Origin of the sequence: Mesorhizobium sp. M0058 (genome assembly GCF_040323095.1) — a bacterium.
Taxonomy (GTDB): Bacteria; Pseudomonadota; Alphaproteobacteria; order Rhizobiales; family Rhizobiaceae; genus Mesorhizobium.
The window spans coordinates 135,179-161,159 of the sequence record NZ_JAMYUQ010000012.1; the positions used below are offsets into that span (position 1 = coordinate 135,179).

The 25,981-nt window shown below is 63.4% G+C and carries 27 protein-coding genes and 1 tRNA gene; 17 read left to right on the top strand and 11 right to left on the bottom strand.

Going from position 1 to position 25,981, the window contains the following annotated elements; genetic code table 11:
* Nucleotides 1–38 precede the first annotated feature (38 nt).
* The 5 genes from NKJ75_RS21695 to NKJ75_RS21715 all read left to right on the top strand — a co-directional run bounded on the left by NKJ75_RS21695 (nt 39) and on the right by NKJ75_RS21715 (nt 5,048).
* The gene (locus NKJ75_RS21695; protein ID WP_023672067.1) at nt 39–1,058 is read left to right on the top strand and encodes a glucokinase; all 1,020 of its coding nucleotides are present in this window, start codon (nt 39–41) and stop codon (nt 1,056–1,058) included.
* A 280-nt stretch (nt 1,059–1,338) separates the two neighbouring features.
* Nucleotides 1,339–3,198, top strand: a complete 1,860-nt coding sequence (locus NKJ75_RS21700; RefSeq protein WP_023681221.1) for an ABC transporter ATP-binding protein — start codon at nt 1,339–1,341, stop codon at nt 3,196–3,198.
* On the top strand, nt 3,195–4,016 hold the full coding sequence (dapB, locus tag NKJ75_RS21705) for a 4-hydroxy-tetrahydrodipicolinate reductase (RefSeq protein ID WP_023747442.1): 822 nt from the start codon (nt 3,195–3,197) through the stop codon (nt 4,014–4,016). Before NKJ75_RS21700 ends, dapB begins: the two co-directional genes overlap by 4 nt.
* A gap of 27 nt (nt 4,017–4,043) precedes the next feature.
* The gene (locus NKJ75_RS21710) at nt 4,044–4,664 is read left to right on the top strand and encodes a 2,3-bisphosphoglycerate-dependent phosphoglycerate mutase (protein WP_023672068.1); all 621 of its coding nucleotides are present in this window, start codon (nt 4,044–4,046) and stop codon (nt 4,662–4,664) included.
* Nucleotides 4,665–4,963: 299 nt separating this feature from the next.
* Nucleotides 4,964–5,048 (top strand) — tRNA-Leu (locus NKJ75_RS21715).
* A 101-nt stretch (nt 5,049–5,149) separates the two neighbouring features.
* Here the strand turns inward: NKJ75_RS21715 and NKJ75_RS21720 are convergent.
* The 3 genes from NKJ75_RS21720 to NKJ75_RS21730 all read right to left on the bottom strand — a co-directional run bounded on the left by NKJ75_RS21720 (nt 5,150) and on the right by NKJ75_RS21730 (nt 6,282).
* On the bottom strand, nt 5,150–5,494 hold the full coding sequence (locus NKJ75_RS21720) for a low affinity iron permease family protein (protein WP_023672069.1): 345 nt from the start codon (nt 5,492–5,494) through the stop codon (nt 5,150–5,152).
* Nucleotides 5,495–5,694: 200 nt separating this feature from the next.
* A complete protein-coding gene (locus NKJ75_RS21725) occupies nt 5,695–6,003 on the bottom strand; it encodes a DUF1236 domain-containing protein (protein ID WP_023672071.1) in 309 nt (102 codons plus the stop codon).
* A 48-nt stretch (nt 6,004–6,051) separates the two neighbouring features.
* Entirely contained in the window at nt 6,052–6,282 is a 231-nt protein-coding gene (locus NKJ75_RS21730) for a hypothetical protein (protein WP_033001362.1), read from the bottom strand.
* Between the two features lie 206 nt (nt 6,283–6,488).
* Here NKJ75_RS21730 and NKJ75_RS21735 point away from each other — a divergent pair, with 206 nt between their 5' ends.
* Together NKJ75_RS21735 and NKJ75_RS21740 are read left to right on the top strand one after the other, a co-directional pair.
* Nucleotides 6,489–6,788, top strand: a complete 300-nt coding sequence (locus NKJ75_RS21735; protein WP_023681215.1) for a DUF1236 domain-containing protein — start codon at nt 6,489–6,491, stop codon at nt 6,786–6,788.
* 74 nt (nt 6,789–6,862) lie between these two features.
* A complete protein-coding gene (locus NKJ75_RS21740) occupies nt 6,863–7,069 on the top strand; it encodes a hypothetical protein (RefSeq protein ID WP_023681214.1) in 207 nt (68 codons plus the stop codon).
* 170 nt (nt 7,070–7,239) lie between these two features.
* On the opposite strand, the gene NKJ75_RS21745 is transcribed toward NKJ75_RS21740, so the two are convergent.
* Nucleotides 7,240–7,491 (bottom strand): hypothetical protein, encoded by a 252-nt coding sequence (locus NKJ75_RS21745; protein ID WP_352500172.1) that lies wholly within the window; start codon nt 7,489–7,491, stop codon nt 7,240–7,242.
* Nucleotides 7,492–7,956: 465 nt separating this feature from the next.
* Here NKJ75_RS21745 and NKJ75_RS21750 point away from each other — a divergent pair, with 465 nt between their 5' ends.
* From NKJ75_RS21750 to NKJ75_RS21760, 3 genes are all read left to right on the top strand, one after another.
* Nucleotides 7,957–11,148 carry an amino acid permease gene (locus NKJ75_RS21750; RefSeq protein ID WP_352500173.1) on the top strand — a complete coding sequence of 1,064 codons (3,192 nt, stop codon included), beginning with the start codon at nt 7,957–7,959 and terminating at the stop codon, nt 11,146–11,148.
* A gap of 234 nt (nt 11,149–11,382) precedes the next feature.
* Entirely contained in the window at nt 11,383–13,050 is a 1,668-nt protein-coding gene (locus tag NKJ75_RS21755; RefSeq protein ID WP_352500174.1) for an FAD-dependent oxidoreductase, read from the top strand.
* Nucleotides 13,050–13,355 carry a UBP-type zinc finger domain-containing protein gene (locus tag NKJ75_RS21760; RefSeq protein ID WP_023672079.1) on the top strand — a complete coding sequence of 102 codons (306 nt, stop codon included), beginning with the start codon at nt 13,050–13,052 and terminating at the stop codon, nt 13,353–13,355. The genes NKJ75_RS21755 and NKJ75_RS21760 overlap by 1 nt, the downstream gene beginning before the upstream one ends.
* Nucleotides 13,356–13,384: 29 nt before the next feature.
* Here the strand turns inward: NKJ75_RS21760 and NKJ75_RS21765 are convergent, their stop codons facing one another.
* From NKJ75_RS21765 to NKJ75_RS21790, 6 genes are all read right to left on the bottom strand, one after another.
* Nucleotides 13,385–13,576 carry a hypothetical protein gene (locus NKJ75_RS21765; protein ID WP_196814107.1) on the bottom strand — a complete coding sequence of 64 codons (192 nt, stop codon included), beginning with the start codon at nt 13,574–13,576 and terminating at the stop codon, nt 13,385–13,387.
* A 131-nt stretch (nt 13,577–13,707) separates the two neighbouring features.
* Nucleotides 13,708–14,889, bottom strand: a complete 1,182-nt coding sequence (locus NKJ75_RS21770; RefSeq protein WP_023706950.1) for a trans-sulfuration enzyme family protein — start codon at nt 14,887–14,889, stop codon at nt 13,708–13,710.
* Entirely contained in the window at nt 14,886–16,319 is a 1,434-nt protein-coding gene (locus tag NKJ75_RS21775; RefSeq protein WP_023692936.1) for a pyridoxal-phosphate dependent enzyme, read from the bottom strand. The genes NKJ75_RS21770 and NKJ75_RS21775 overlap by 4 nt, the downstream gene beginning before the upstream one ends.
* Before the next feature lie 227 nt (nt 16,320–16,546).
* Nucleotides 16,547–17,914 (bottom strand): FAD/NAD(P)-binding protein, encoded by a 1,368-nt coding sequence (locus NKJ75_RS21780; RefSeq protein ID WP_352500175.1) that lies wholly within the window; start codon nt 17,912–17,914, stop codon nt 16,547–16,549.
* A 16-nt stretch (nt 17,915–17,930) separates the two neighbouring features.
* Nucleotides 17,931–18,407 (bottom strand): RrF2 family transcriptional regulator, encoded by a 477-nt coding sequence (locus NKJ75_RS21785; RefSeq protein WP_023672084.1) that lies wholly within the window; start codon nt 18,405–18,407, stop codon nt 17,931–17,933.
* Between the two features lie 413 nt (nt 18,408–18,820).
* A complete protein-coding gene (locus NKJ75_RS21790) occupies nt 18,821–18,982 on the bottom strand; it encodes a hypothetical protein (protein WP_023706948.1) in 162 nt (53 codons plus the stop codon).
* 232 nt (nt 18,983–19,214) lie between these two features.
* On the opposite strand from NKJ75_RS21790, the gene tauA reads away from it, so the two are divergent.
* The 4 genes from tauA (at nt 19,215) to NKJ75_RS21810 (ending at nt 22,300) form a co-directional block, all read left to right on the top strand.
* Nucleotides 19,215–20,228, top strand: coding sequence for a taurine ABC transporter substrate-binding protein (gene tauA / locus NKJ75_RS21795; RefSeq protein WP_023710332.1), 1,014 nt, complete (start codon nt 19,215–19,217; stop codon nt 20,226–20,228).
* A 161-nt stretch (nt 20,229–20,389) separates the two neighbouring features.
* Complete coding sequence (locus tag NKJ75_RS21800; RefSeq protein ID WP_352500176.1) at nt 20,390–21,181, top strand: taurine ABC transporter ATP-binding protein; 792 nt, start codon at nt 20,390–20,392, stop codon at nt 21,179–21,181.
* On the top strand, nt 21,178–22,038 hold the full coding sequence (locus NKJ75_RS21805) for an ABC transporter permease subunit (protein WP_023692930.1): 861 nt from the start codon (nt 21,178–21,180) through the stop codon (nt 22,036–22,038). Before NKJ75_RS21800 ends, NKJ75_RS21805 begins: the two co-directional genes overlap by 4 nt.
* 79 nt (nt 22,039–22,117) lie before the next feature.
* Nucleotides 22,118–22,300: a hypothetical protein gene (locus tag NKJ75_RS21810; RefSeq protein WP_023692929.1), complete on the top strand. Its 183-nt coding sequence runs from the start codon at nt 22,118–22,120 to the stop codon at nt 22,298–22,300.
* Nucleotides 22,301–22,436: 136 nt separating this feature from the next.
* On the opposite strand, the gene NKJ75_RS21815 is transcribed toward NKJ75_RS21810, so the two are convergent.
* On the bottom strand, nt 22,437–22,724 hold the full coding sequence (locus tag NKJ75_RS21815; protein WP_023672090.1) for a GIY-YIG nuclease family protein: 288 nt from the start codon (nt 22,722–22,724) through the stop codon (nt 22,437–22,439).
* A 284-nt stretch (nt 22,725–23,008) separates the two neighbouring features.
* Here NKJ75_RS21815 and NKJ75_RS21820 point away from each other — a divergent pair, with 284 nt between their 5' ends.
* From NKJ75_RS21820 to NKJ75_RS21830, 3 genes are all read left to right on the top strand, one after another.
* Entirely contained in the window at nt 23,009–23,962 is a 954-nt protein-coding gene (locus NKJ75_RS21820; RefSeq protein WP_023706947.1) for a sulfonate ABC transporter substrate-binding protein, read from the top strand.
* 70 nt (nt 23,963–24,032) lie between these two features.
* The gene (gene ssuD / locus NKJ75_RS21825; protein ID WP_352500177.1) at nt 24,033–25,202 is read left to right on the top strand and encodes an FMNH2-dependent alkanesulfonate monooxygenase; all 1,170 of its coding nucleotides are present in this window, start codon (nt 24,033–24,035) and stop codon (nt 25,200–25,202) included.
* A complete protein-coding gene (locus NKJ75_RS21830) occupies nt 25,199–25,975 on the top strand; it encodes an ABC transporter permease subunit (RefSeq protein WP_023706945.1) in 777 nt (258 codons plus the stop codon). The genes ssuD and NKJ75_RS21830 overlap by 4 nt, the downstream gene beginning before the upstream one ends.
* Nucleotides 25,976–25,981: the final 6 nt, after the last annotated feature.

Here is a 25,981-nt window from a genome sequence, read left to right on the forward strand (position 1 = left end):
ACGGTCGCAACGGCGCCGCAAAGGGGACGAGCAAGAGCATGTCAGGCGACGACGACACCGCGTTGCGGTTTCCAGTGCTGATCGGCGACATCGGCGGCACCAATGCGCGCTTTTCGATCGTGCTCGACGCAAATTCGGAAGCCGGTGAGCCGCATATCGTGCAAACCGCCAATTTCGCCACCATAGACGAGGCGATCCAGGCGGCGGTGCTCGACCGGTCGTCCATCCGGCCGAATTCGGCAGTGCTGGCGATCGCCGGACCAGTCGATGGCGACGAGATCCCGCTTACCAACTGTCCCTGGGTGGTGAAGCCGAAGCAGATGTTTGCCAATCTGGGCCTGGGCGACATCGTCGTGCTCAACGATTTCGAGGCGCAGGCGCTGGCCGTCGTGGCGCTCGGCGAAGAGCATATGGAAAAGATCGGCGGCGGCGCGCCGGAGGAGAATGCCGGGCGTGTCGTGCTCGGCCCCGGCACCGGCCTCGGCGTCGCCGGGTTGGTTCATGCCCTCCACCACTGGATCCCGGTGCCTGGCGAAGGCGGCCATATGGATATCGGTCCGCGGACGCCGCGCGATTTCGAGGTGTTCCCGCATATCGAAAAGCTGGACGGCCGCATTTCGGGCGAGCAGATCCTGTGCGGGCGCGGTCTGGTCAATGTCTACCGGGCGGTCGCCAAGGCCGACGGCAAGCCGGCGCCGTTCACCACGCCGGCCGAAATCACCGGGGCGGCGCTGGCCAAGACCGACCCGGTTGCCGAGGAAGCGCTGGCGCTGTTCGTCACCTGCCTCGGCCGCACCGCCGGCGACCTCGCGCTGGTGTTCATGAGCCGCGGCGGCGTGTTTTTGACCGGCGGCATCGCGCAAAAGATCGTTCCGGCACTGAAGGAAGGCAATTTCCGTGCCGCCTTCGAGGACAAAGCGCCGCACAGCGCGCTGATGGCCTCGATGCCGGTCTATGTCATCACCCACCCGCTGGCAGCACTTCTGGGCCTTGCCGCCTATGCCCGCAACCCTTCGCTGTTCGGCGTCCAGACCGCGGGGCGGCGCTGGCGGGCATGATCCATTTCGTCCCGAAAACGGGTATTTTCCTGGAAATGGCTGCCGCTTTCGTGACCCCAACCTCGGGCCGCGACGAAGTTTCGCCATAGGCAAGCCGTAGCCGGGGCGCTAAGAGGGGGCCGAATTCCAGCCTGGCATCCCTAGGGCCGGATGATTTCAGATCGAATCGACCTGAAATCTGAATCCGGCTCTAAATCAAAGAGATAGAGCATGATGTCGTCCGAAAACCGCTTCACACTTTTCGGCATCATGCTCTAGCAAACCACGAAGCGCCCGCGATTTGACCGCTCAAAGTCCACTCAAACTGAAAGTCCAGCCAGCTGAGGTCACTGCGGTGCTGCGCCGCATCCTGGCCGAAAACGGTAGTGAATATCGCTGGACCTATGTCGTTGCCGTCGGCTGCCTGCTGATTGTTTCCGCCACCACCGCCTTCACGGCGTGGATCATGGCCCCGATGATCAACGAGATCTTCTACGAACGACGCGGCGACATGATCGTCTGGATCTGCGCCGGGTTCATGGCCGCCTCCGTGCTGCGCGGCTTCGCCGGTTACGGCCAGGCGGTCGCGTTGGCCAAGATCGGCAACAATCTGGTCGCCCGCTACCAGAAGCGCAGCTTCGACCACCTGATGAAGCTCGGCGTCGACTTCTTCAACGATACGCGTTCCGGTCGGCTGGCGGCACAGGTCAACGAGAATGTCGGCGGCGTTCGCGATCTGCTGTCGCTGACGCTGACCTCCATCAGCCGCGACGCGGTCTCGCTGATCGCCCTCGTCGGCGTCATGATCTACCAGGATCCGGTGTTGTCGCTCAGCTCGCTGCTGATCGGGCCGCCGCTGATCTGGGCCGTCGTCTACATCACCCGCCGATTGCGGCGCATCAACCGGGAATCGGTGCTGATCAACTCGCGGCTGAACGGGTCCGTACAGGAGGCCACGCAAGGCATCGCCATCGTCAAGGCCTTCACCCTGGAAGCCGAGCTGGCGCGCCGGATCGGCATCATGGCCGATACGGCCGAGCAGCGTAACAACAAGATCGCCCGGGTCGCGGAGCGGCTGTCGCCGATTTCCGAGATTTTGGGCGGTCTCGCCATTACCTCCGTCCTTGCCTATTCCGGCTACCGGGCGCTGGTGCTCGGACAACCACCAGGCGCTGTGTTTTCCTTCATCACCGCGCTGATCATGGCCTACGATCCGGCACGGCGCCTGGCTCGTACGCAGGTCGGTATGGAACGTGCCCTGGTCAACGCCCGGATGATTTACGAGCTGCTCGACCTGGAGCCTAAACAGGGCGATGCGCCCGACGCGGTCGAAGCCAGGATCACCACCGGCGAGGTTCGCTTCGACAATGTGACGTTCGGCTACAGCGCCGACATGCCGGTGATCAGGAACCTGAGTTTCACCGCCGCGGCCGGCAAGGTTACGGCGGTGGTCGGGGCCTCGGGTGCCGGCAAGACGACGCTCGTGGCGCTGCTGCAGCGCTTCTACGATGTCGACAAGGGTTCGATCGAGATCGATGGCCAGGACATTTCCAAAGTCACCAAGCACTCGCTGCGCGGCTCGATCGCCTATGTCTCGCAGGCGCCCTATCTGTTCGAAGGCAGCATACGCGACAACATCCGTTTTGGCCGACTTTCGGCGACCGACGCCGAGATCGAGCGGGCGGCGGTGCTGGCGGCGGCCGACGAGTTCATCCGTCAGCAGCCGCAGGGCTACGACACGCCCGTCGGCGAGGGCGGCTCGACCCTTTCCGGCGGCCAGCGCCAGCGCGTCTCGATTGCGCGGGCGATCGTGCGCAACGCGCCGATCCTTTTGCTCGACGAAGCGACCTCGGCGCTCGACAACGAGGCCGAGGCGCGCGTCCAGGAGGCCCTGACCCACGTGATGGAAGGGCGCACCACCATCGTGATAGCGCATCGCCTGTCGACGGTCGTCAACGCCGACCACATTATCGTGCTTGAAGAGGGGCGCCTGGTCGAGGAAGGCACCCATGCCGCACTGATGGCCGATCCAAACAGTGTCTACGCCCGCTTCCACCGCATTCAAGGCAAGAACGGACTGGGGCTTGTCGACGACTCGAAGCCCGTCCAAACTCCGGTCCGGCGCAGCCGCGCCAAGAAGGCGGTGGGGAGAACAGCATGAGCGAATCCAGCGAAATGGGCCTGGTGGTGGTGGGGGCGGCCGGCCGCATGGGCCAGACGCTGATCCGCGCCATCCATTCGATCCCCGGCGCCCGCGTCGTCGGCGCGGTCGAACGAACCGGATCGCCCTATCTCGGCAGGGATGCGGGCGAGCTTGCCGGCATCGGCATCATCAATGTGACGATCGGCGACGATCCGCTGCCGGTGTTCGCCAAGGCCGACGGCGTGCTCGATTTCACCATGCCGGCAGCCACCGTCGAATTCGCAGGCTATGCCGCGCAGGCACGCATTGCCCATGTCATCGGCACCACCGGCTGCTCGGCGGAAGACGACGCCAGGATCGAGGCCGCGGCGCGCCACGCGACGATCGTCAAATCCGGCAATATGAGCCTCGGCGTCAATCTTCTGGCGGTGCTGGTCGGGCAGGCCGCGCGCGCGCTCGGTCCAGAGGATTTCGACATCGAGATCCTCGAAATGCATCACAAGCACAAGGTCGACGCGCCCTCGGGCACCGCCTTGCTGCTCGGCGAAGCGGCGGCGGCGGGACGCGGCATTTCCCTTGCCGGCAACGATGTGCGGTCACGCGACGGCCATACCGGCGTGCGCAAGCCAGGAACGATCGGCTTTGCCAGCTTGCGCGGTGGCTCGGTGGTCGGCGACCACAGCGTCATCCTGGCCGGGACCGGCGAGCGCATCACGCTGTCGCACCATGCCGAGGACCGCGCCATCTTTGCCCGCGGCGCGGTCAAGGCCGCGCTCTGGGCGCGCGGTAAAAAGCCCGGACTTTATTCCATGCGGGACGTGCTCGGCTTGAGCTAAACCATCCATAATTTTGAAGGAGCAAACATGTCGGGAACTCTCGTGCTCGTGCGCCACGGCCAGAGCGAATGGAACCTGAAGAACCTGTTCACCGGCTGGCGCGATGTCGACCTTACCGAGCAGGGCCACAAGGAGGCCAAGGAAGCCGGCCAGAAGCTCAAGGCACGCGGCTTGAAATTCGACATTGCCTTCACCTCGGCGCTGATCCGGGCGCAGAAGACCTGCCAGCACATTCTCGACGCGGTCGGCCAGAGCGATTTGAAGACGATCCGCGACCAGGCGCTGAACGAGCGCGACTATGGCGATCTCTCCGGCCTCAACAAGGACGACGCGCGCCAGAAGTGGGGCGAGGAGCAGGTGCACATCTGGCGCCGCTCCTACGACGTGCCGCCGCCCGGCGGCGAAAGCCTGAAGGACACCGGCGCCCGCGTCTGGCCCTATTACCTGCACGACATGCAGTCGCATGTTCTGAAAGGCGGCACCGTGCTGGTCGCCGCGCATGGCAATTCGCTGCGCGCGCTGATCATGGCGCTGGACGGCAAGAGCGGCGAGGAGATCGTCAAGCTCGAGCTCGGCACCGGCGTGCCGGTGATCTACAAGCTCAACGCCGATTCCACCGTGGCGTCGAAGGACGTGCTGGAGGGGTGAGGTTTTCGGCCAACGCATTCGCCAAGTCGGCGCTGCCCCTCATTGCCCTGCCGGGCAGTTCTCCCGGTATAGTGACGGGGAGAAAGGGCTGGCCGCAGCCTCGGCGCTCTTCTTGTGACGCAGGTGACCGGCGAAAATCATCGATGAGAGCGCCCCTCTCCCCGTCACTGTACGGGGAGAGGATGCCGGCAGGCAGGTGAGGGGCGGCGCTGACCCCCGGGAAACTAAGCCGGCAGGCAGAGGCCCTCGAAAAAGCGCGTTGACACATATCGTTTGCCCGCTTACATGAGCCCGCACCAGCCCAGATGGCGGAATTGGTAGACGCGCACGGTTCAGGTCCGTGTTCCGCAAGGAGTGGAGGTTCGAGTCCTCTTCTGGGCACCAAATTCCCGTTTCGGATAAGTCCGAAATGATTTAGACGCGAAGCAAAAAAGCCCGGTTCCCGGGCTTTTTTGCTGATGGATGACAGATTGTCCAGCGGAGGGTCAATGCGGCGGGCGAACCGCTTTCATTGCTTCTTCTTCGAGTGTCTGGAGCTTCTCCCGAATCTCCTCCGGCTCGGCATGCTCCAAGCCGACGACATCGTTTCTGGTCTCATTCAGCGAAACGATAATCTCATCAAGCTTGGCGTGAATGGCGGCCGTGTCGCGGTAACCCTGGATCAGCACAACGCCGGTGATCACGATGGCCGCTACCGACAATGCGTAGGTGACCACATTGGTCAGGCCGAATGGCACCAACGCAGTACAGAGCAGCATGGCTACAAGAAGGACATAGAAGCCCGGTGGCCGGGATAGAAAGTCGCCCATCACAAAGAGAAAGCGGTTCATATCCAGGCCGCGGTCAAAAATGCCACGAGTGCGGTGACGGCTACGCAAATTGGAATTGCCGCGAGTAAGGCAGCTTCCAGGACCCAAGTTTCCTTGTCGCTAAACATCAGACATCCTCCCGTTCAGAAAACGGCCGCCCATAGAGCCTTCACAGCGCAGCCAAAGCCCGCCGCTCCTGATCGGAGCGGCGGGCTCGCGCGTTACTCGATGATCTGCACGACCTTGCGCGTGTCGGGATCGACGAGAACCGCGTGATCTCCGACAACCGTATACTTGTAGCGGACATCCGGAACGTCGATTGCGTGGAGCTCGACAGTGTCGGGAAGTGCCGTGCCGACGTTGAGTTCGACGCCGAGCAAACTGACTGAGGCCAGCTTCTGCTTATGGATATATTCGCGAACGACCGTCTGTTGTTCGGGCTTGAGAACAATAACATCCTCGGCAAACGAGGTGCCGATGCCCGCCATAAGGACGAGGGCGCCGGCGGCGCTGACGAAATACCTGGTCATGGGAATTTCCTTTTCATAGGTCAGTTTGAAGGCGTGGATACGAGCAGATCAGCCGCCACTCGCAGGGGCTGGGGCAGGTGCCGCAGGCTTTGCAGGTGCAGCCGGAGCTTCCACCTTTGGCGCTTCAACCTTGACGTTGATATCCTTGCCGCCGTCGCCGCGGATATTGATGACGCCGGTAAAAATAAGCAACACTACGACCGCAATAAGTGCAAGAACAACAGCAATCGCAGTGCCGCCGCCACCCCCAGAATTAACAACAGTTGGGCCGTCTGCCATGTGTTCCTCTCCTGTTTTATTTAGTTGCATTTGGGAAACGCCTGCCCCGCTTGAACGTTCCGCCTCGGGACTTGGGTCTTAGCTGATATCCGACTTTGGTCTGGTTCGCCGCGGACTGAAGTCACAGGAACAATCTGGCTGATCTCAAGTTCGGTCCCTCGGCGAACAGGCGTGGTGCCGTCGCCGGATTACGCGAGGAGAAAACCATGAAAATCCACTTTGCAAGTGCCGCTGCAGGCTTGTTGCTTTTGGCTGGGGTCGGCGCCGCCGCAGCTCAGGATGTCGTCATCACACCGGAGCAGGATACGGTCGTCCGCGAATACGTGAAAAAGCAGCCGCTGGCTTCGGTGAAGATCCCGGGCGTGGAGCTGAACGTCGGCAGTGCCTTGCCTGATACGGTCGAGCTGCACGAAGTTCCCAACGTCAAATACCGCTACGTCGTGGTCGACAACCGCACCGTCCTGGTCGATCCCAGCACCCGGAAAATTGTGAAGGTCTACGACTGATCGAATAGCTGCCGCCCGCCGCCGGCCATGGCGGCGGGCAGCGGATTTCACATTGCGCTCCAGGATGATCGAAGATGATCGATGACGTCGAGACATCGCCAGCCCTTGATACCCGCTTGGGTTCTCTCAGGGCGAGAATGCGCGATGCGCGCATAACAGAGGCCGACATGAAGACCTTTCAGAAAGTCGCATCCATCATGGTTGGCGGCAGTGGCCGCATCAGTGGCGATGACCTGATTGCAGCGTCGTTCGTCCTCGAGGACCAGCCGGAAGGCTTGTGAGGCGGAGTACTCACGTGTGCAGGCTCCCGCAACGCTGATCCCAAGTGTTCTGGTGCTGAACACATTCCTGCTACGGGCCGGCGTCGAAGGCGTGCCCGCTGGAGAGGTCGCGTCGCGCTCAAGCATCGTCCAGAACACCATGTCGCCGCATGTGAAGATACCCGGCCATGCTAGCCGAAGCCGGCGCCGTAGAAAATCAGCGCGGCCGGCAGAACCGGCAGGCCGGTCCAGAGCGTCGCCACGCCTATGGTCACAAATGTCACCGAGGCCAGTTTGGTCCAGATCCGATGATGGTAGCGAGCGATCGCCATATCGACCGTACGGGCGCCGGCCTGGGAAGGACCCACCAGCGCGCCAAGGCCGACCGCCGCGCCCAGCGTGGTCGGCGCGCTGTTTGCCCTGCAACGCGGGGCTATGGGCATGCTCGCACAAGTTAGCTCCAATTTGAGGCACGGCGTGAAGTCTCGGTCCTTGCCCCGCGATGGCGAGGTACGAAGTCAAAAGCGGTCAATGTGATTAGCGATCTACAGTCGATTTCAGCCGCCTTCGGATGATAGCGCCGCAATCACGAGATTTGTCGATAATAATCGATATTAGGCTGTATTCGCGACTATTCGATCGCTCTTCCATAGTGGGCGATAGATAAAATTGGAAATGACATCCCAGATCTGAGGAGGTCAAGGCCTTGGGGCCGGCATCAGTATGATTGAACCGCAGCCACCGCAAGTTGACAGCGATCATCGGGCGGATCTGGTTTGGTACGAAGTCTTAATACGTCTCACCTAAGGTCCAACTTTGACTTCGGGAGCGCGACGTTCGACAGACATATCTCCGCAGGTTACATTCGCCAGTCAGACAGCGCTCCGCACTCGAATGGATGTCTCTGAATGCCGGGCCTCACGCCTTCACGACCGCACCCGAGAACCTTGGGATGGATGGGCACGACAGCGCTCGCCATGGGTGGCAGCAATCAAAGCCTGTTTCTGATTGCCGCCCTTTTTGTCGGCCAGGGGAATATTCCCGGTCAAGGAAGCGCTGCGGTTCCTTTGCTGGTTGTTGGTCTGCTTCTAAGCTGGGCCGCCGCGCCTGCGTGGACCGAATTGGTTCTCATGTGGCCAAACCGCGTCGGCGGTATCTCTGCAGCGTGCGCCGAAGCCTTCCGACCTTACAGTCCCGTTCTCTCGGCTCTGACGGGCACCTGCTATTGGTGGGGTTGGGTGCCGACCTGCGGACTGACAGCGGTTCTTTCAGCGTCTGCAATCCAGCAATGGTACCTGCCGGGCCTCCCCGTGGAGGCGGTCGCCTGCGGGCTTATCGCATTCTTTACGGCGGTCAACCTGTGTGGAATCAAGTGGGTGGTCCAACTGGCGATCCCGATCGCCACTGCCTCCGCGACGCTTGCGTTTCTCTCATCCCTCGTCCCGGTCATCAGTGGCTCGGTCGACTGGCGGCAGGCGACGGATTTTGCCCTGACCAGCCCGTTTACCGGCCTGTTCGGCGACATCACGTCGGTGATGGCGGGACTGTACCTGATCGGGTTTGCCGCACCGGCATTTGAGGCTGCAGCCTGCCATGTTGGCGAAACCATCGATCCCAACCGCAACATTCCTCTGGCGATGTGGGCCAGCGCCGCAATGGCCGGCGTCTATTTCCTGGTCCTGCCGGTTGTCTGGCTGGGTGTGCTCGGGCCGGAGCCGCTCGGCACCGACCTCGCCATAGCTCTCGGGCCCACCTTTGCGCCCTTGTTGGGGAGTTTCGGCAAGGCGGCCGCCATCTGGCTCATCATGCTGAACATGTTCCATGGAACGTTGCAGCCATTGGCAGGCGCCGCGCGGACCCTTGCGCAGCTGAGCGAAGACGGCCTGCTGCCGAGCTTCCTGGCCAGGCGCACCTCAACAGATTGTCCCTGGGCGGCAACGCTGCTCACAGCTGCCGCGGCAATCGGCTTCATGCTGTGCGGGTATCCGCTCTGGATGATCGCCGCGGCCAATTTTACGTACCTGATCAGCATCTGCATGCCAAACATCGCAGTCTGGCTCTTGCGCCGTGACAGTCCCGAAGCCGAGCGACCCTTCCGGGCTCCCAGGGGAACGATCATCCTTGGCGTAGGCGCGGCTGCAATATGGCTGTTGACCGCCATACTGGGATTTCAGCAATTTGGCCTTCCTACCGTCCTGTTCGGTCTGGCTTTGGCATATTCGGGTGCTGCGCTATACGCCTGGCGCACGATGGAGGATCGATACGCACTCGGTCTACCCTTGCTGCCACATACGCTTCACCTGAAGCTTACCGGAGCCATGCTTTTTGTGCTCGTGCTTGACGGTGCCGGCTATTTCCTGGCGATCGGCAGCGTTCCCCAAGGCGACACTTCATTGGTCGCCGCGCTGGAGGACATTTTTGTCGTTGTCGCGCTGCTGACCATCAGCGTTGGCCTGATCTTGCCGGGGATGATCACCCATTCGGCGACCGAGGTGAGCAACGCGGCAAAGCGTCTGACATCCGGAACGCTGAAGGACTTCTCTCTCGCCATGGTCGCCCTGGGGCGGGGAGACCTCGCGGCGGCGCATGCCTCCGTGAATATCATGCCGGTTACGGTAAACTCTCGTGACGAACTTGGAGAGATGGCCGAAAGCTTCAACCTGCTCCAGGACAAGGTGAGGGAAGCCGCCCACGGCCTGGACGACGCGCGCGAGAACATGAACGTAGCGCGCACCGAACTGATGGCACGGCACGAGGAAATCGCGCATCTCGCGCACCACGATCCGCTTACCGGCCTGGCGAACCGAGCCGCGCTTGCAGCACACCTGGCCACGACGCTCGAGCGCGCAAAAGCAACGCACGCCAGCTTTGCCGTCTTCAGCATCGACCTTGACCATTTTAAAGAGGCGAACGACGTTTTCGGGCACGCCGCCGGCGACGATCTGCTTTGCACCATTTCCCGGCGTCTCCAAACCGCGGCGCCTGAGGCCTTTATCGCGCGCATGGGCGGCGACGAATTCACGGTTGTCCTGGCCATGGATGACCGGTCCGCGAGTGCCAAGGACGTTGCGGACCGTCTGTTCGAATCGGCGGCAGGCAAATTCGAAATCCGGGGCCAGCACATTTCGATCGGGGTGAGCATCGGGGCGGCGATCTATCCGAAAGACGGAGAGAATGCAGCGGCGCTGATGGCAAATGCCGACGCAGCGCTCTACCGGGCCAAGGCGGACGGTCGTCGGATGGTGCAATTCTTCGATCCTGAGATGGATAAGCGGCTAAGAGAGCGCTACGCCTTGCAGCGAGATTTGCGCTCTGCGGTCGCCCATGGCGAACTTGTGCTTCATTATCAGCCGCAAGCCAGGATGGACGGCGAAATTTTCGGCTTCGAGGCACTCGCCCGATGGCACCATCCAAAGCATGGGCTCATCTCCCCAAACGCGTTTGTCTCGCTTGCCGAACAGGATGGCACGATCGTTGAGATAGGTGAATGGACGCTCAGGCAGGCGTGCAGAGACGCGGCCTCCTGGCCCTCACCGCTGCAGATCGCCGTCAACCTCTCTCCCGTGCAGTTCCGTTTCGGGGACCTGGTAGGCCTCGTTCATTCTATCCTCTACGAGACCGGCCTTGCTCCGGGGCGGCTGGAACTGGAAATCACGGAAGGGGTTCTCATCCGCGACCGGGCAACTGCCTTGTCGGTTTTGCGGAGGTTGAAGGCGTTGGGCGTCAGGGTCTCGATGGATGATTTTGGCACCGGGTATGCCTCGCTGTCCTCGCTGCAGGCGTTTCCATTCGACAAGATCAAGATCGATCGCAGTTTTGTTTCGGGTGTCGGTTCGAATGTCCAATCGGCCGCCATCGTGCGCACGATACTCAGCCTGGGGAATGCGCTGGCCTTGCCTGTCATCGCGGAGGGTGTCGAAACAGAGGACGAGCGTGCCTTCCTGATGAGGGAAGGATGTCCCGAAATCCAAGGATATCTGGTGGGGCGCCCGCATCCGATAGCGCTCTACAAAGATGTGACGAATGGGCTTTCGCCGGGATCTGCCTTCGGGGAGCCCGAGGATACCACCGCACCCCAGGCGCTTGGCGTAACGCGATAGCCGCGGCGCCGTTCGTCGGCGCGCTGCTCCTGCAACACACCGGTGAGCGAGGACTGCCGACGGTACTGCTCGGGCTCGCCCTTATAAAGGTCGCACTGGTCGGCGCGCTGTTTGCCTTGCAGCGCGGGGCCATGCGAAGCATCCGAACCAGATGGCGCGGGAGCCACCTCCCCTTCCGGCCAGTCCTCCAACAAACCACTTCAAACCCGGCCGTCTCGGCGCTACGTTCTATCTATGGCCCCACCCACCCAGCCGATCACCGTCACCCGCCGCGACCAGATGTTTCCTATCCTGGGCGACGCCGATATCGAGCGCATGCGCCGGTTCGGCGAGGCGAGTTCCTATGCCGCCGGCGAGCATATCGTCACCGCCGGCACCGTGGCGCCGGGGCTGATCGTCATCTTGTCGGGCACGGTCGATATCACCCAGGATGTCAGGCCCGGCCGGCGCGAGACCATCGTCACTCATGGTCCCGGCAATTTCATCGGCGAGCTGGCGCAGCTTTCCAGCCGGCCGTCGCTGGTCAATGCGGAGGCGGCCGAGCCGGTCGAGGCCTTCGTCATCCCCTCGCAGCGGCTGCGCGACCTGATGGTGCAGGAGGCAAGCCTTGGCGAGCGGATCATGCGGGCGCTGATCCTGCGCCGCGTCGGGCTCCTGGAAAGCGGCAGCAGCGGACCGATCGTCGTAGGCCCGGCCGGCAATGGCGACACGCTGCGGCTGCAGGGGTTTCTGCGCCGCAGCGGCCAGCCGCACCGCGCGCTCGATTCCGACAGCGACCCGTGCGCCAAGACGCTGATTGAGCATTTTCATGTTGACCCGCACCATCTGCCGATCGTGCTCTGCCCCAACGGCAAGCTGATGCACAATCCCGGCGAAACCGAACTTGCCCGCTGCATCGGCCTGCTGCGGCCGATCGATCCCGACATGGTCTATGACATCGCCATTGTCGGCGCCGGGCCGGCGGGGCTGGCGGCCGCGGTCTATGCGGCATCCGAAGGGCTGTCGACCATCGTGCTCGATTGCCGCGCCTTCGGCGGCCAGGCCGGCGCCTCCGCGCGCATCGAGAACTATCTGGGTTTCCCCACCGGCATTTCCGGCATGGCGCTGATGGCGCGCGCCTACAACCAGGCGCAGAAATTCGGCGTCGAAATACTCATCCCCGACGAGGCCAAGCTGCTCGGTGCAGCAGGCGAGGGCTACACGCTCGCCGTCGGCGACGGTGAAAGCCTGCGCGCGCGCACGGTGGTGATCGCCAGCGGCGCCCGCTACCGCCGCCTCGACGTCGCCAAGCTGGCCGAGTTCGAGGGCACGTCGGTGCATTACTGGGCCTCGCCGATCGAAGCGCGGCTATGCACAGGGCAAGAAGTGGCGCTGGTCGGCGCCGGCAATTCGGCGGGGCAGGCGGCGGTCTATCTCGCCAGCCAGGTGCGCAAGGTGACGATGCTGGCGCGCCGCGGCGGCCTCAGGGAAACCATGTCGCGCTATCTGGTCGAGCGTATCGAGGCGCAACCCAACATCGAGGTGCTTGGCGAGACCGAGATCGAGGCGCTGGAAGGCGAAGGCGGCAATCTCACCCGGTTGCGTTGGCGCAACCCCGGCGGCGTCGAGACGCGGCCGATCCAGCATCTCTTCCTGTTCATCGGCGCCGACCCCAACACCGATTGGCTGGCTGGGTGCGATATCGCGCTCGACGCCAGGGGCTTCGTGCGCACCGGCGCCGACATAGGGGCGGGCCAGATGGAGACCAGCCGCAGCGGCGTGTTCGCCATCGGCGACGTGCGCTCCGGCTCGGTCAAGCGGGTCGCCGCCGCCGTCGGCGAAGGCGCCCAGGTGGTGGCTGCCTTGCACGCGTATCTCGCGCGACCCAACGCAGCAGCGCCCGAACTGGCCAGGAGAGCATAATGGATGAATGCAAACACACGCGCGACATCAAGACGGTGACGCCGAGCGCGCTCGGCTGCGAGGAGTGCCTGAAGAGCGGCTCCATGTGGGTGCATCTCAGGCTGTGCCGCACCTGCGGCCATGTCGGCTGCTGCGACGACTCGCCCAACCGCCACGCCACCAAGCATTTCCACGCCACAAAGCACCCGATCATCGAAGGCTACGACCCGCCGGAAGGCTGGGCATGGTGCTTTGTCGACGAGGCGTTCATCGACCTGGAAGGCGACGTGACGCCTCAGAACGGCCCGATCCCGAAGTTTTTCTGAGGCGGCCGACTGTCGGCCGACCGCTGCGCCTATTTCACCGAGCCAGTAACCGTGCGGTCTATGGCATTGGGATTGTGGTCGTTGCCGGCAAGTGCGGCAATGATCAGAAGACTGGCGACGACCGGGACGAACAGGATGGCCACGCGGGCCTGCACATAAAAAATGGCGCGCCATTCGCTGCGCTTTTCCGGGTTGTTGTCCATCACACTCACTCTCGCCATGCCTCCCCAGGCGGGACATAGCGGCGAAGGGTTAAGCAAAGGCTGCTGAATGTGTTAACGCGCGGCGGATTGGGATTTAATCTCGACGGTCAGCGCCGCCCCTCATTGTCATCGGTACGCATCCGGTACGCCTACCCCCGCAGCGCCTGGTCCAGGTCGGCGATCAGATCATCGCCATCCTCTATCCCCGCCGACAACCGCACCAGCGAATCCGAAATGCCGATTTCCGCGCGCTTTTCCGCCGGGATCGAGCCGTGCGTCATCAGCGCCGGGTGTTCGATCAGGCTTTCGACGCCGCCGAGGCTTTCAGCCAGCGTGAACAGTTGCGTCCGTTCGAGGAAACGTTTGGTGCCGGCGAGGTCGCGGTCGAGGTCGACCGAGATCATGCCGCCGAAGGCATGCATCTGTTGGACGGCGATGGCGTGCTGCGGATGGCTGGCCAGGCCGGGATAGACGACGCGGCGCACATCTTTTCGCGCCTCCAGCCACTGCGCAATCTTCAGGCCGTTCGTGGAATGCCGCTCCATCCTGAGCGCCAGTGTCTTGATGCCGCGCAGCGCGAGAAAACTGTCGAAGGGACCGGAGATGGCGCCGATGGCGTTCTGCAGGAATTTCAGCTGGGCGGCGAGGTCCTTGTTGTCGCCGACGATGGCGACGCCGCCGACCATGTCGGAATGGCCGTTGAGATATTTCGTCGTCGAGTGCACGACGATGTCGATGCCGAGTTCCAGCGGCCGCTGGATGTAGGGGCTGCAGAACGTGTTGTCGGCGACCGTCAAAACCCCTTTGCGCCTGGCGAGTGCCGCAACGCCTTCGAGGTCGACGATACGCAGCAGCGGATTGGTCGGAGTTTCGACCCAGAGCAGTTTTGTCTCCGGGCGAATCGCTGCTTCCACCGCCGCCAGATCGGTGAAGTCCACAAAACTCACCTGCAGATTGGCCGAGCGCTTGCGCACCCGCTCCATCAGCCGGAACGAGCCGCCATAGATGTCGTCGGTTGCAACGATATGGGCGCCGCTGTCGAGCAATTCCAGCACGGTCGAGATCGCCGCCAGGCCGGAAGCAAAGGCAAAGGCGGCCGAGCCGCTCTCGAGATCGGCCACCGCGCGCTCGAAGGCAAAGCGGGTCGGGTTTTGGCTGCGGGCGTACTCAAACCCCTTGTGCACGCCGGGCGACTGCTGGCCATAGGTCGAGGTCGCGTAGATCGGCACCATCACCGCGCCGGTCAGCGGGTCATGGCTCTGGCCGCCATGGATGGTGCGCGTGGAAAAAGCCAGGCGGTTCTTGCCCGATGGGGATGTTTCAGCAGTCATCGTGCGCGCCTCAAATGGTTGATCAGGTCGATACGGGTTATCAGGCCGACGAACTCGTCGCCATCGAAGATGATGGCGACCTCGTTGCGGTCGAACACCGGCAGCAGCGCATCCAGCGTCTGGCTGGCCTGCAGAGTGTGCAGATTGGAGGTCATGGCGGTGCGCACCGGGGCGTTGAAGCGGTCCCAGCGGCCGTCATAGGGGCCGTCGACCTTGGCCAATATATCGCCCTCATCGATAATGCCGACCAGCTTGCCGTTGTCCAGCACCGGCAGCTGCGAGACATCGGAGCGGCGCATGCGGCCATAGGCGTTGAGCAGGCTTTCGTCGGGGCCGACATAAACGGTGTCGCCGGTGCGGTGCGAGCGCATGACGAGGTCGCGCAGATCGCCATGCTGTTCCTGTTCGGCCAGCCCCTGTTCGGCCAGCCAGAAATCGTCGAACACCTTGGACAGATATTTGTTGCCGCTGTCGCAGACGAAGGTGACGACGCGTTTCGCTGTCGTCTGCTCGCGGCAATAGCGAAGCGCGGCCGACAGCAGCGTGCCGGAAGACGAGCCGGCGAGAATGCCTTCCTTCGAAAGCAGGTCCCGCACGGCCAGCATGCTCTGCTTGTCTGGGATGGAATAGGCTTTCCTGACCAGCGACAGATCGGCATTGGGCGGCACAAAATCCTCGCCGATGCCTTCGACGGTCCAGCTGCCGGCCTCTTCCATCTTGCCGGTCTTGATCAGCGGCGCCAGCACCGACCCCACCGGATCGGCCAGCACCATTTCGGTCTTCGGCGATGTTCTGGCGAAGTAGCGGCCAAGCCCGGTCAGCGTGCCGCCGGAGCCGACGCCGACGACCACGGCGTCGAGGTCGCCATCGAGCTGGGCAAGGATTTCCGGTCCGGTGGTGGTCTCATGCGCCTCGGGGTTGGCCGGGTTGGCGAACTGGTTGGCGTAGAAGGCGCCGGGCGTTTCCGATGCGATCTTCTCGGCCATGTCCTGGTAATATTCGGCATGGCCCTTGCCGACATCGGAGCGCGTCATGCGCACTTCGGCGCCGAGCGCGCGCAGATGCTGGATCTTTTCGCGCGACATCTTGTCGGGCACGACGAGGATGATGCGGTAGCCCTTGGGGATGCCGACCTGGGCGAGGCCGAGACCGGTATTCCCGGCGGTCGCCTCGACGATGGTGCCGCCGCGCTTCAGCTTGCCTTCCTTCTCGGCCGCGGCAATCATCGACAGCGCAATGCGGTCCTTGATCGAGCCGCCGGGATTCTGGCTTTCGAGCTTGATGAACAGCCGGCACTTGCCGGTGTCGAATTTGGTCAGTTCGACCACCGGCGTCTGGCCGATGAGGTCGAGCACCGAGGCGTATGGCGGACGCAGGCGGGATAACGCGCCGTCCGAACTGCCTGGCGCAGCTTTTCCGTGCTCGCTCATATCGATGTGCTCCCTTGAACAAGCGACCGCCTCGGGGGCAGAGCGGCAGCGTAGCTTCTTTTCCGGCCGTTTGCAGTCGGAAAGAAGGTAGATCGTGCCAATCAACCGGCGAGAGGGGGAATGGAATTCCAGTTTTAGGCCGGCTTTGGACTCAAGCCCAACACCCTCCGTAGCGATCCTTCCCACCCCCCTCTGAGGGGCGTGCTATCCCGCCGACGTCAACAGCTTTACCCTAGCAGCTGCTTGCTCAGCCTAGCGCATTGCACGCGGATGTCGGGGATGGCGTCGATCTCGAAGAAGGTGCCGCGGGTCAGCGGCCCGACGGCGAGGATCTTGGCCGATGCGGTGCCGTCGCCGGCGATGATTTCGCACTTGGCCGTTACATCGAGGCCAAGCCGCAGCGGGTCGGGCCGCGCCAGGCCGCGGTCGACCAGCGAGCGCACGACGCTGTTCGACGTCGTCGAGATGTCGCGGGCGATGCCGGTGCAATCATAGATGCGGGCGACCTGCAGCGTTTCCAGCGCCTTTGTGTGGCGAGACTGGATGCCGACGGTGAATCCATCGCCAGCCTCGATGCCGACGACACGGCCGGCGACCGGGCGGATGCGGCCGGTGCGCACCGCTTCGGTGACGCGGGCATGCACCTCGGGCGCCAGCCGATGGCGATGGATGTCCCACCAGGCCTTGGTGTGCTCAACGAAGCGGCGCTTGGCCGAGGACGGCCAGTTCTGCCAGATCTTCTGATTGAAGGGTCGCAGCCCATCGACGACGTCGCGCCAGTCGATGCCGGCCTTCTGGTTTTCGCGGATCAGGTCGCGGAACCAGCCGACGAAATAGGAGAGCTGCGTGCCGAGCGGAATGTCGGCGACGTCGAGCTTGATCGGGTTGCCCTTGCGGTGCGGCGACGGCAGCAGCCCGCGCCGCGATACGGCGACGATCTCGCCGCGATGGCCGCGCTGCTCGAGCGACAGGAAGGCGTCGACCATGCTGAGCCCGGTGCCCAGCACCAGCACGCGGGCTTCAGGATCGAGCGCGGTGTCGGCCTCGGTGCCCATGCGGATTGCGTGCCCTTGGCCGGCGCCGGGCTGCTCGTCATGGCCGGTGGCAAGCACCGCCAGATGCGCGACGACGCTGGTGCCGTTGGCCAGCACAACTTCGACGCCGGACGATGTCGGCGAGATCGACAGGCTTTCCTCGCGAATCAGCCTGAGACGGCCGGTTTCCTTTTCGCGCGTTTCGAGCTCGTCGAGCACTTCCTTGAGGTAGCGGGCATAGACGCTGCGCGGTGCATAGAAGGGTGTCTGCGGCGTCTGTTCCTGGCTTATCAGGCCGCGCCCCTGCAACCAGCGCCAGAAATTCAGGGGATCGTCGGCATAGGCGCTCATCCCCGCGGCGCTGACATTCAGCACGTGCGCCGATAAGAGCGTCGAATAGGCGATGCCCTGGCCGAAATGCGGACGCTTTTCGATCAGCGTGACGCGAAGGTCCGGGTTGGGCGACTTCAGCAGATGCGCGGCAAGCACGACGCCGCTGGCGCCGCCGCCGACGATGATGATCGAGCTGCGGATGATCGAAATGGCGCGCGCGACGCTCATGCGAGCACGCTCAGGATCAGGCGGGGACCTTTTGCGCCGGCGCAAGCTCGTCGATGTCCCTCGCGACCGGAAGGTCGTCGAGGACGATGTCGCGCATCTCGGCAAGCGTGCGCTGGTCGAGCACCTCGGCGATCGCCTGCCGGACCTCGAGCATCAGATGTCGGACTTGGCATGTCGCCTCATTGCAGTCTTCACAGCGCTGATACTGGGTGCGGCTGGCGCAGGGGATGGGCGCCAGCGGTCCGTCGAGGACGCGCACGACATGGCCGACCTTGATCTCGTCGGCCGGGCGCGCCAGGCGATACCCGCCATCCTTGCCCTTGCGGCTCTGGACGAAACCGGCATTGCGCAATTCGCCCAGAATGGCGTCGAGGAATTTCTTCGGGATGTTGTTGCCGCTGGCGATGTCGCCGACGAAGGCGAGCTGTCCCACCGGCAGATGCGCCAGATGGACCAGCGCCTTGAGGCCGTACTTGCCTTTTTTGGTGAGCATAGACCGAATGTTTCTCTGTCAGGCGATGGCCCAAACCATCGGTTGCGAAACGCCTGACGTGCCTCCCCGCCGCGTGCAAGCTGCTTCGACACATAAATTCTACTGACATGATATACAAGCCGAGAAACCTTGATTTTGCTTCGTTTTCACGCCGCAGGGGCCACTTTAGCAAGGCTTTGTGCCGTTACGGTCACAGCCAGCCGCGAGCGATTGCGGCGATGAACGGCGGCTCCTGCTCCCAATGTCGATAAGATTACTATACTTACCCTCGAACACGCGGAACGTGTTTTCAAATCAACCGTCTTTTACAGCATGGATTTGCGCCATTTGGGGCTTTGCCGGGATTTTGGGTCGCAGCCCGCGGATCGGCGAACATGACTCCCGACAACTCGGGCGCCGCCCTGCGCCCGATATCAGGACGCCGCCTTGCCGCTCTGAGACCGGGCGGCCTTGGCGGCCACCGGCACGCCGCTTGACCGCAGCATCCAGCGGTGGCCGTCGCTGCGGAAGTCGGTGAGGCTCAACGGCTCGACATCGATCCTGCGGCAGGCCGCAAGCGGCGCGCCGAGCACCAAATCAGGCCTCTTCCGTAGCGAGGGTTGGCAGGACCACCAACTCTTCAGCACCTTTGGGGCGCCGTTTGCGTTTGTGCACGGTCCGACACGGGCCGGTCACCGCGCCCGCATCAGCCGTTGGTTTTTTTCTAACAAGTGCTTTTTCCTTGGAACGATTTAACTCTACAAGAATGATAGAATTAGCTGACTATGAACAGGCATCCGGTTTTTCTCATTTTTCATGGAGCCTTTCATGTCCAGCATTTCGCGACGCATTGTCCTCCTGTCGTCGGCAGCTTTGGCGGGTGCGGCCTTCCTCGGCCCGGCCCAGGCGCAGGACCTCAACATCACCATTGGCTACCAAACGGTGGTCGAACCTTCGAAAGTAGCACAGGCCGACGGCGCCTATGAAAAGGCGACCAAGGCAACGATCGACTGGCGTAAGTTCGATTCCGGTGCCGATGTCATCGCCGCCGTCGCATCCGGTTCGGTCGATATCGGCTATGTCGGCTCGAGTCCGCTGGCCGCGGCCGCCAGCCGCGAACTGCCGATCCAGACCATCTTTGTCGTCGGCCTGATCGGCCAGTCCGAAGCGCTGGTCGCCCGCAATGGATCCGGCATCGAGAAGATCGCCGACCTCGCCGGCAAGAAGGTGGCGGTGCCGTTCGTGTCGACCACGCATTACAGCCTGCTTGCCGCGCTGAAGCACGAAAACGTCGACCCGAAGTCGGTCGAAATCCTTAATCTCAGGCCACCGGAAATAGCCGCCGCGTTCGCTCGCGGCGACATAGACGCGGCCTATGTCTGGGATCCGGCGCTCGGCCAGATCAAGACGACAGGCAAGGTGGTGCTGGATTCCTCGCAGGTTGCCGCCTGGGGCGCGCCGACCTTCGACGCCTGGATCGTGCGCACCGACTTCGCCGAAAAGAACCCGGACGCCGTGCGCGATTTCGTCAAGGTGACCGGCGAATCCTATGCCCAGTTCCTGGCCAAGCCCGAGGCATGGTCGGTTTCGTCGCCGGAAGCGGCCAAGATCGCCAAGATCACCGGTGCCAAACTGGAAGAGGTGCCGCAGCTCCTCAAGGGTTACGTCTTCCCGACATTGGAAGAGCAGGCTTCCGACAAATTCCTCGGCGGCGGCACGGTCAAGGCAATCGAGGCAGCTTCGGCCTTCCTCAAGGAGCAGGGCAAGATCGACGCCGTGCTGCCCGACTATTCGAAATACGTGTCGTCGAAATACGTGACCGAGGCTCTGGCCTCGAACTGATCTTCAGTTTTACGCAATTCCGGACGGAAAACCGCTTTACACTTTTCCTGGAATTGCCCTGAACACGCGCGGTTTCTTCTTCCCTGACGCCGCGTGCTGCCTGTCCCGGATCCGCTTAACGAGGGCCGGGGCAGGCTGATTTTCTTCCGGAGCCCCTTTTCATGCCGCATCTCGTACTCGACCCGCATCTCGTACTCGACAAGGTCTCGGTTCACTATGACGGCCAGGCAGCGCCGGCGGTCGACCGGGTTTCCATCGATGTCGCCAAGGGCGATTTCGTCGTGCTGGTCGGCCGCTCCGGCTGCGGCAAGACTTCGCTGCTCAATGTCGCCGCCGGCCTGGTCGAGCCCGCGCGCGGGGTCGCCACGATCGGCGGCCGGCCGATCACCGGCCCAGGCTCCGACCGGGCGGTCGTGTTCCAGAACGATGCGCTGTTTCCCTGGCTGACGGCCCGTGAAAACGTGGCCTTTGCGCTCAGGCTGCGCGGTGTGCCGCAAGCCGAGCGGGCGCGCCGCGCCGACCAGTTGCTGGCGCTGGTCAAGCTTAACGGCGTCGGCGACAAACGCATCTGGGAATTGTCCGGCGGCATGCGCCAGCGCGTCGGCCTCGCCCGAGCGCTCGCGGCCGAGCCTGAATTCCTGCTGCTCGACGAACCGCTCGGCGCACTCGATGCGCTGACGCGCGAGAGCATGCAGACGACGCTGCTCGACCTGTGGACCGCAAGCCGGGTCGGCGTGCTGATGGTCACGCACGGCATCGAGGAGGCGCTGGTGCTGGCCACAAGCATCGTCGTTTTGGCGCCCGGACCGGGCCGCGTGGTGCGGACATTCGAGACCAGTTTCAGCCGGCGCTATGCCGCGGGCGAGCCGATCCGCGCCATCAAGACCGATCCGGCCTTTGCCGCGGCGCGCGGCGAGCTGACCGATGCGATCTTCGAAGGAGAGGTGGCATGAGCGTCACCTCCTACAGCGAGCGGCCGGCCGCCGCGACCGGCGAGGCCGATGCCCTTTCGGTCCCGTGGTCGCGGCCGGTGCGGAAGCGGCGCAGGGTTTCCTCGCGGGCGATCAGCGCCGTCACCATCCTGGTCGTGCTGGCGGCATGGGCGCTGTCTGCGCGCCTGCAACTGGTGTCGCCGGTGTTCTTGCCGTCGCCCGCCGCCGTGTGGACCAAGTTCATCGTGGTGATCAAGGACGGCTTCGTCGACGCGACTTTGCTCCAGCATATCGTCGCCAGCCTCGGCCGCGTGTTCGCGGCGCTGCTCGCGGCCATCGTCATCGGCGTTCCGGTTGGGCTGGCTATCGGCATTTCGACGGTCGGGCGCGGCATCTTCGATCCCTTGCTCGAATTTTTGCGGCCGATCCCGCCGCTCGCCTATCTGCCGCTGGTCATCATCTGGTTCGGTATCGGCGAACCGTCAAAGATCCTGGTGATCGCCATTGCCATGCTGGCGCCGGTGGCGCTGTCGACGGCCTCGGGCGTGCGCGGTGTCTCAAAGGAGCGCATCGATGCGGCCCGTTCGCTTGGTGCGACGCAGCGCCAAGTGGTGCGCCATGTCATCCTGCCCAGCGCGCTGCCGTCGATCCTCACCGGCCTGCGCATCGCGCTCGGCGCCGGCTGGTCGACGCTGGTTGCAGCCGAGCTGGTGGCGGCAACGCGCGGCCTCGGCTTCATGATCCAGTCGGCCGCCCAGTTCCTGGTCACCGATGTCGTGGTGATGGGAATAGTGGTGATCGCGACAATAGCCTTCGTGCTGGAATTCATCATCCGCCGGATCGAGCGTCAGCTGGTTCCGTGGGCGGGAAAGGAATGAAACAAGTTTCTGCCGGTTTGACCGGCTGCTTCCCTTCGCAGCACGGCGACCGCCGATCCGGAACAGAAGGAGTGATGTCATGACCCAGTCCACCGCGGTGCTGTTCGCCCATCTCGGCAACTGGCTGCTCGCCTGGCGGGAGAACTCGTCGTGGCAGCCGCAGCCGAAATCGCCGGCCCCGGTGCAACTCGACGCCGAACGCGACCGCCTGCCGCCACGCGACGAGGGATTTTACTGGGCCTGGCAGTATTGGTCGCAGTGAGGTGATGGAGATTAGCGCCAGCCTTCGCGATTTCGTCATCCTAGGGCGAAGCAAGGAGCGAAGCGACGCGGCGCAGACCCTAGGATCCATGCCGAGACGCTGATGCTACGCTCCAGGGGAGCAACAAACCGGGCGCCTACCACCCGGTTCCGCGAAACAGCTCAAACCACTCCGGATTGGCCTTCTCTATCAGTTCGATCTTCCACTGTCTCGGCCATCGCTTCAGCGACTTCTCGCGTTGAATGGCATCGGTGATGTCGAAGAATTCCTCATACCAGACCAGCCGTTGAACACCATAGCGGCTGGTGAAGCCTGCGCCCTGGCCGGATTTGTGTTCAGGCATGCGGCGGGAGAGATCGTTGGTGACGCCGATGTAGATCGTGCCGCGTTTTTGGCTTGCAGTCATGTAGACGTCGCCGGTCATGGTTTCAGGGTATCGAGCCTCGGTTCGCGCACAAGCGACATTCTGATCCGTTCCACTCTACGGCAAACGTCACGGCATGGATCCCTAGGGTCTGCGCCGCGTCGCTTCGCTCCTTGCTTCGCCCTAGGATGACGAGTGCTGGGTTCTGAAGAAAATATTTCCACGTCAAGCAGCCAACTCGCAAAATCGTTTCTCTACTAAATTTATAGACCTACCTAGCCTTGTCTCTCATCCACGGCAGGGAGCCCTTCCCGGCGCCGGTTCGCAGCGAAGGAAGAGGGATCATGTTCAGCCTGACCAGACGCGTTTTCGGCCTTGGCCTTTTGGCGGCGGGCATTGCTGCCTCGCTCAGTGCCTCGGCGCAAGAGTTGAAGCAGCTCAACATCGGCTATCAGAAGACCGGCCTGCCGGTCATCGCCCGGCAGCAGCAGGTGATCGAGAAGGCGCTGAGCGACAAGGGTGTCGCGGTGAAATGGGTCGAATTCACCGCCGGCCCGCCGTTGGTCGAGGCGCTCAATGTCGGCGCCATCGATGTCGGCTGGACCGGCGACGCACCGCCAATCTTCGGCCAGTCGGCCGGCGCCAACATCGTCTATGCGGCGGCACTGCCGGCCAATGGCGACGGCGAAGCGATCTTCGTCAAGCCGGCATCGCCGATCCAGTCGCTCGCCGGCCTCAAGGGAAAGCGCATCGGCGTCGGCAAAGGCACCAGCGCGCACAATCTGCTGGTCGCGGCGCTCGAAAAAGCAAACATCCCCTTCGACCAGATCACCCCGGTCTATCTCAGCCCGGCCGATGCCGCGGCGGCTTTCGCCAGCGACCAGATCGATGCCTGGGCGGTCTGGGACCCGTTCTACGCCATCGCCGAGACGCGCTACCAGCCGCGCGTGCTGGCGCGCTCCAGCGAGGTGCTGAAGGTGAACACCTATTTCCTCGCCAACAAGGATTTTGCCAAGGCGCATCCGGAGACGATCACCACGACGATAGCGGCGCTCGGCGTGGCGGCGAAATGGGCGGACCAGAATCGCGACAAGGTCGCCGCCGCCCTGCATGAGGTGACCGGCGTGCCGCTCGACGCGCAGACCATCGCCGCCAATCGCACCAAATTCGGCATCTTCCCGATCACCGACGAGATCATCGCCGGCCAGCAGGCGACCGCCGATCGCTTCTACAAGCTCAAACTGATCCCGAATGCGGTGCGCATCTCCGACGCCGTGTGGACCGCACCGGGCAATTGAACTTTCACGTGCGGCGCCGGGCGTAAAACGCCCGGCGCCTTTTTGCCGTTTCCGCTTCAGGGATTTCGCCATGACCGCTCCAGCCAATCCGCAAGCCAGCCCGCTCGATTTCTTCTGGTTCATTCCAACGCATGGCGACGGCTCCTATCTCGGCTCCGAACAGCAGCAGCGGCCGCCGGAGTTCGCTTACTTCAAGGAGATCGCACAGGCCGTCGACCGGCTCGGCTTTCCCGGCGTGCTTTTGCCGACCGGGCAGAATTGCGAGGATTCCTGGATCACCGCCTCCGGCCTTGCAGCGCTGACAGAAAAGCTAAAATTCCTGGTGGCGCTACGGCCCGGCGTGACGTTGCCGACCTTCGCGGCGCGCCAGACGGCGGCGCTCGACCGGCTGAGCAATGGCCGCCTGCTGCTCAATGTCGTGGTCGGCGGCAACCCGACCGAGCTTGCCGGCGATGGCGTGTTCCTGCCGCATGATGAGCGCTATGCGCAAGCGCAAGAGTTCCTGACCATCTGGCGCGCGCTGGTGTCGGGCGAGAGCGTCAACTTCAACGGCAAATATTACCGCGTCGACAATGGCCGCCTTGACCTTCTGCCGCAACAGGAGCGGCCGCCGCTCTATTTCGGCGGCTCGTCCGATGCCGGCCAGGAGCTCGCCGCCGATCTCGTCGATATGTACCTGACCTGGGGCGAGCCGCCGGCGCAGGTGGCGGAAAAACTCAGCGCGGCGCGCAAAAAGGCTGAACGGCGCGGCCGCAAACTGCGTTTCGGCATCAGGCTTCATTTCATCGTGCGCGAGACCGAGGAAGAGGCCTGGCGCGCCGCCGACCGGCTGATCAGCCACGTCACCGATGCCCAGATCGAAAATGCCCAGGCCCGCTTCACCAGGGAGATGGACTCTGTGGGACAGCGGCGCATGGCCGAACTGCATGGCGGCCGCCGCGACAGGCTGGTGGTTTCGCCCAATCTGTGGGCCGGCGTCGGCCTGGTGCGCGGCGGCGCCGGCACAGCTTTGGTCGGCTCGCCCGAGCAGATCGTCGAGCGCATCCGCGAGTATCAGGCGATCGGCATCGACACCATCATCGGCTCCGGCTACCCGCATCTCGAGGAAGCCTACCGCGTCGCCGAGCTTCTGTTCCCGCGTCTCGGCCTGGGCACCAGGCGGGCACGGGCGCATGAGCACATCGCCAATGAATTCGCCGTCGGGTTCCACGGCGCCAACCGCCTTCAGGCGTCGTCATGAGCCTGGCTCAACGGGTCAAACAGAACGGCATCGGCTGGCTGCTGCCGGCGTTGGTCATAATTGGCTGGGAAGCCGCCAGCCGCGCCGGCGTGATGCCGGCCAATGTGCTGCCGGCGCCGAGCGCGGTGGCCGAGGCCTTCTGGCGGCTGACGCTGTCGGGCGAGCTGATACAGAACATCGGCGTCAGCACGCTGCGCGCGCTGGCCGGCTTTGCCATCGGCGGCTCGATCGGCTTTGCACTCGGCCTTGCCAACGGGCTGTCGGCGCTCAGCCGCGGCCTGACCGACACGACGCTACAGATGATCCGCAACATCCCGCATCTGGCGCTGATCCCGCTGGTCATCCTGTGGTTCGGCATCGACGAGGAAGCAAAACTGTTCCTGGTGGCGCTCGGCGTGTTCTTCCCGATCTACGTCAACACGCTGCTCGGCATCCAGAGCGTCGACCCGCATCTGGTCGAGATGGGCCGGGTCTACGGCATGGACCGCCGCGCGTTGTTTTTTCAGGTGATCCTGCCCGGCGCGCTGCCGGCGATCTTCGTCGGCCTGCGCTATGCGCTGGGCATCATGTGGCTGACGCTGATCGTTGCCGAAACCATCTCGGCCAGTTCCGGCCTCGGCTACATGGCCATGCAGGCACGCGAATTCCTGCTGATCGATGTGGTCGTGCTGTCGATCCTGATCTATGCGCTGCTCGGCAAGCTTGCCGACAGCTTCGCCCGCCTGCTCGAGCGGCTGTCGCTCGGCTGGCATCCCGCCTTCCAGAACGCCTGAGGGTTC

What these genes read in the sequence shown, in the direction of transcription:
- NKJ75_RS21695 (WP_023672067.1), top strand. Translation starts at nt 39, where the DNA reads ATGTCAGGCGACGACGACACCGCGTTGCGGTTTCCAGTGCTGATCGGC.
- dapB (WP_023747442.1), top strand. Translation starts at nt 3,195, where the DNA reads ATGAGCGAATCCAGCGAAATGGGCCTGGTGGTGGTGGGGGCGGCCGGC.
- NKJ75_RS21710 (WP_023672068.1), top strand. Translation starts at nt 4,044, where the DNA reads ATGTCGGGAACTCTCGTGCTCGTGCGCCACGGCCAGAGCGAATGGAAC.
- NKJ75_RS21720 (WP_023672069.1), bottom strand. Translation starts at nt 5,494, where the DNA reads ATGAACCGCTTTCTCTTTGTGATGGGCGACTTTCTATCCCGGCCACCG.
- NKJ75_RS21725 (WP_023672071.1), bottom strand. Translation starts at nt 6,003, where the DNA reads ATGACCAGGTATTTCGTCAGCGCCGCCGGCGCCCTCGTCCTTATGGCG.
- NKJ75_RS21730 (WP_033001362.1), bottom strand. Translation starts at nt 6,282, where the DNA reads ATGGCAGACGGCCCAACTGTTGTTAATTCTGGGGGTGGCGGCGGCACT.
- NKJ75_RS21735 (WP_023681215.1), top strand. Translation starts at nt 6,489, where the DNA reads ATGAAAATCCACTTTGCAAGTGCCGCTGCAGGCTTGTTGCTTTTGGCT.
- NKJ75_RS21740 (WP_023681214.1), top strand. Translation starts at nt 6,863, where the DNA reads ATGATCGATGACGTCGAGACATCGCCAGCCCTTGATACCCGCTTGGGT.
- NKJ75_RS21745 (WP_352500172.1), bottom strand. Translation starts at nt 7,491, where the DNA reads ATGCCCATAGCCCCGCGTTGCAGGGCAAACAGCGCGCCGACCACGCTG.
- NKJ75_RS21750 (WP_352500173.1), top strand. Translation starts at nt 7,957, where the DNA reads ATGCCGGGCCTCACGCCTTCACGACCGCACCCGAGAACCTTGGGATGG.
- NKJ75_RS21755 (WP_352500174.1), top strand. Translation starts at nt 11,383, where the DNA reads ATGGCCCCACCCACCCAGCCGATCACCGTCACCCGCCGCGACCAGATG.
- NKJ75_RS21760 (WP_023672079.1), top strand. Translation starts at nt 13,050, where the DNA reads ATGGATGAATGCAAACACACGCGCGACATCAAGACGGTGACGCCGAGC.
- NKJ75_RS21765 (WP_196814107.1), bottom strand. Translation starts at nt 13,576, where the DNA reads ATGGCGAGAGTGAGTGTGATGGACAACAACCCGGAAAAGCGCAGCGAA.
- NKJ75_RS21770 (WP_023706950.1), bottom strand. Translation starts at nt 14,889, where the DNA reads ATGACTGCTGAAACATCCCCATCGGGCAAGAACCGCCTGGCTTTTTCC.
- NKJ75_RS21775 (WP_023692936.1), bottom strand. Translation starts at nt 16,319, where the DNA reads ATGAGCGAGCACGGAAAAGCTGCGCCAGGCAGTTCGGACGGCGCGTTA.
- NKJ75_RS21780 (WP_352500175.1), bottom strand. Translation starts at nt 17,914, where the DNA reads ATGAGCGTCGCGCGCGCCATTTCGATCATCCGCAGCTCGATCATCATC.
- NKJ75_RS21785 (WP_023672084.1), bottom strand. Translation starts at nt 18,407, where the DNA reads ATGCTCACCAAAAAAGGCAAGTACGGCCTCAAGGCGCTGGTCCATCTG.
- tauA (WP_023710332.1), top strand. Translation starts at nt 19,215, where the DNA reads ATGTCCAGCATTTCGCGACGCATTGTCCTCCTGTCGTCGGCAGCTTTG.
- NKJ75_RS21800 (WP_352500176.1), top strand. Translation starts at nt 20,390, where the DNA reads ATGCCGCATCTCGTACTCGACCCGCATCTCGTACTCGACAAGGTCTCG.
- NKJ75_RS21805 (WP_023692930.1), top strand. Translation starts at nt 21,178, where the DNA reads ATGAGCGTCACCTCCTACAGCGAGCGGCCGGCCGCCGCGACCGGCGAG.
- NKJ75_RS21810 (WP_023692929.1), top strand. Translation starts at nt 22,118, where the DNA reads ATGACCCAGTCCACCGCGGTGCTGTTCGCCCATCTCGGCAACTGGCTG.
- NKJ75_RS21815 (WP_023672090.1), bottom strand. Translation starts at nt 22,724, where the DNA reads ATGACCGGCGACGTCTACATGACTGCAAGCCAAAAACGCGGCACGATC.
- NKJ75_RS21820 (WP_023706947.1), top strand. Translation starts at nt 23,009, where the DNA reads ATGTTCAGCCTGACCAGACGCGTTTTCGGCCTTGGCCTTTTGGCGGCG.
- ssuD (WP_352500177.1), top strand. Translation starts at nt 24,033, where the DNA reads ATGACCGCTCCAGCCAATCCGCAAGCCAGCCCGCTCGATTTCTTCTGG.
- NKJ75_RS21830 (WP_023706945.1), top strand. Translation starts at nt 25,199, where the DNA reads ATGAGCCTGGCTCAACGGGTCAAACAGAACGGCATCGGCTGGCTGCTG.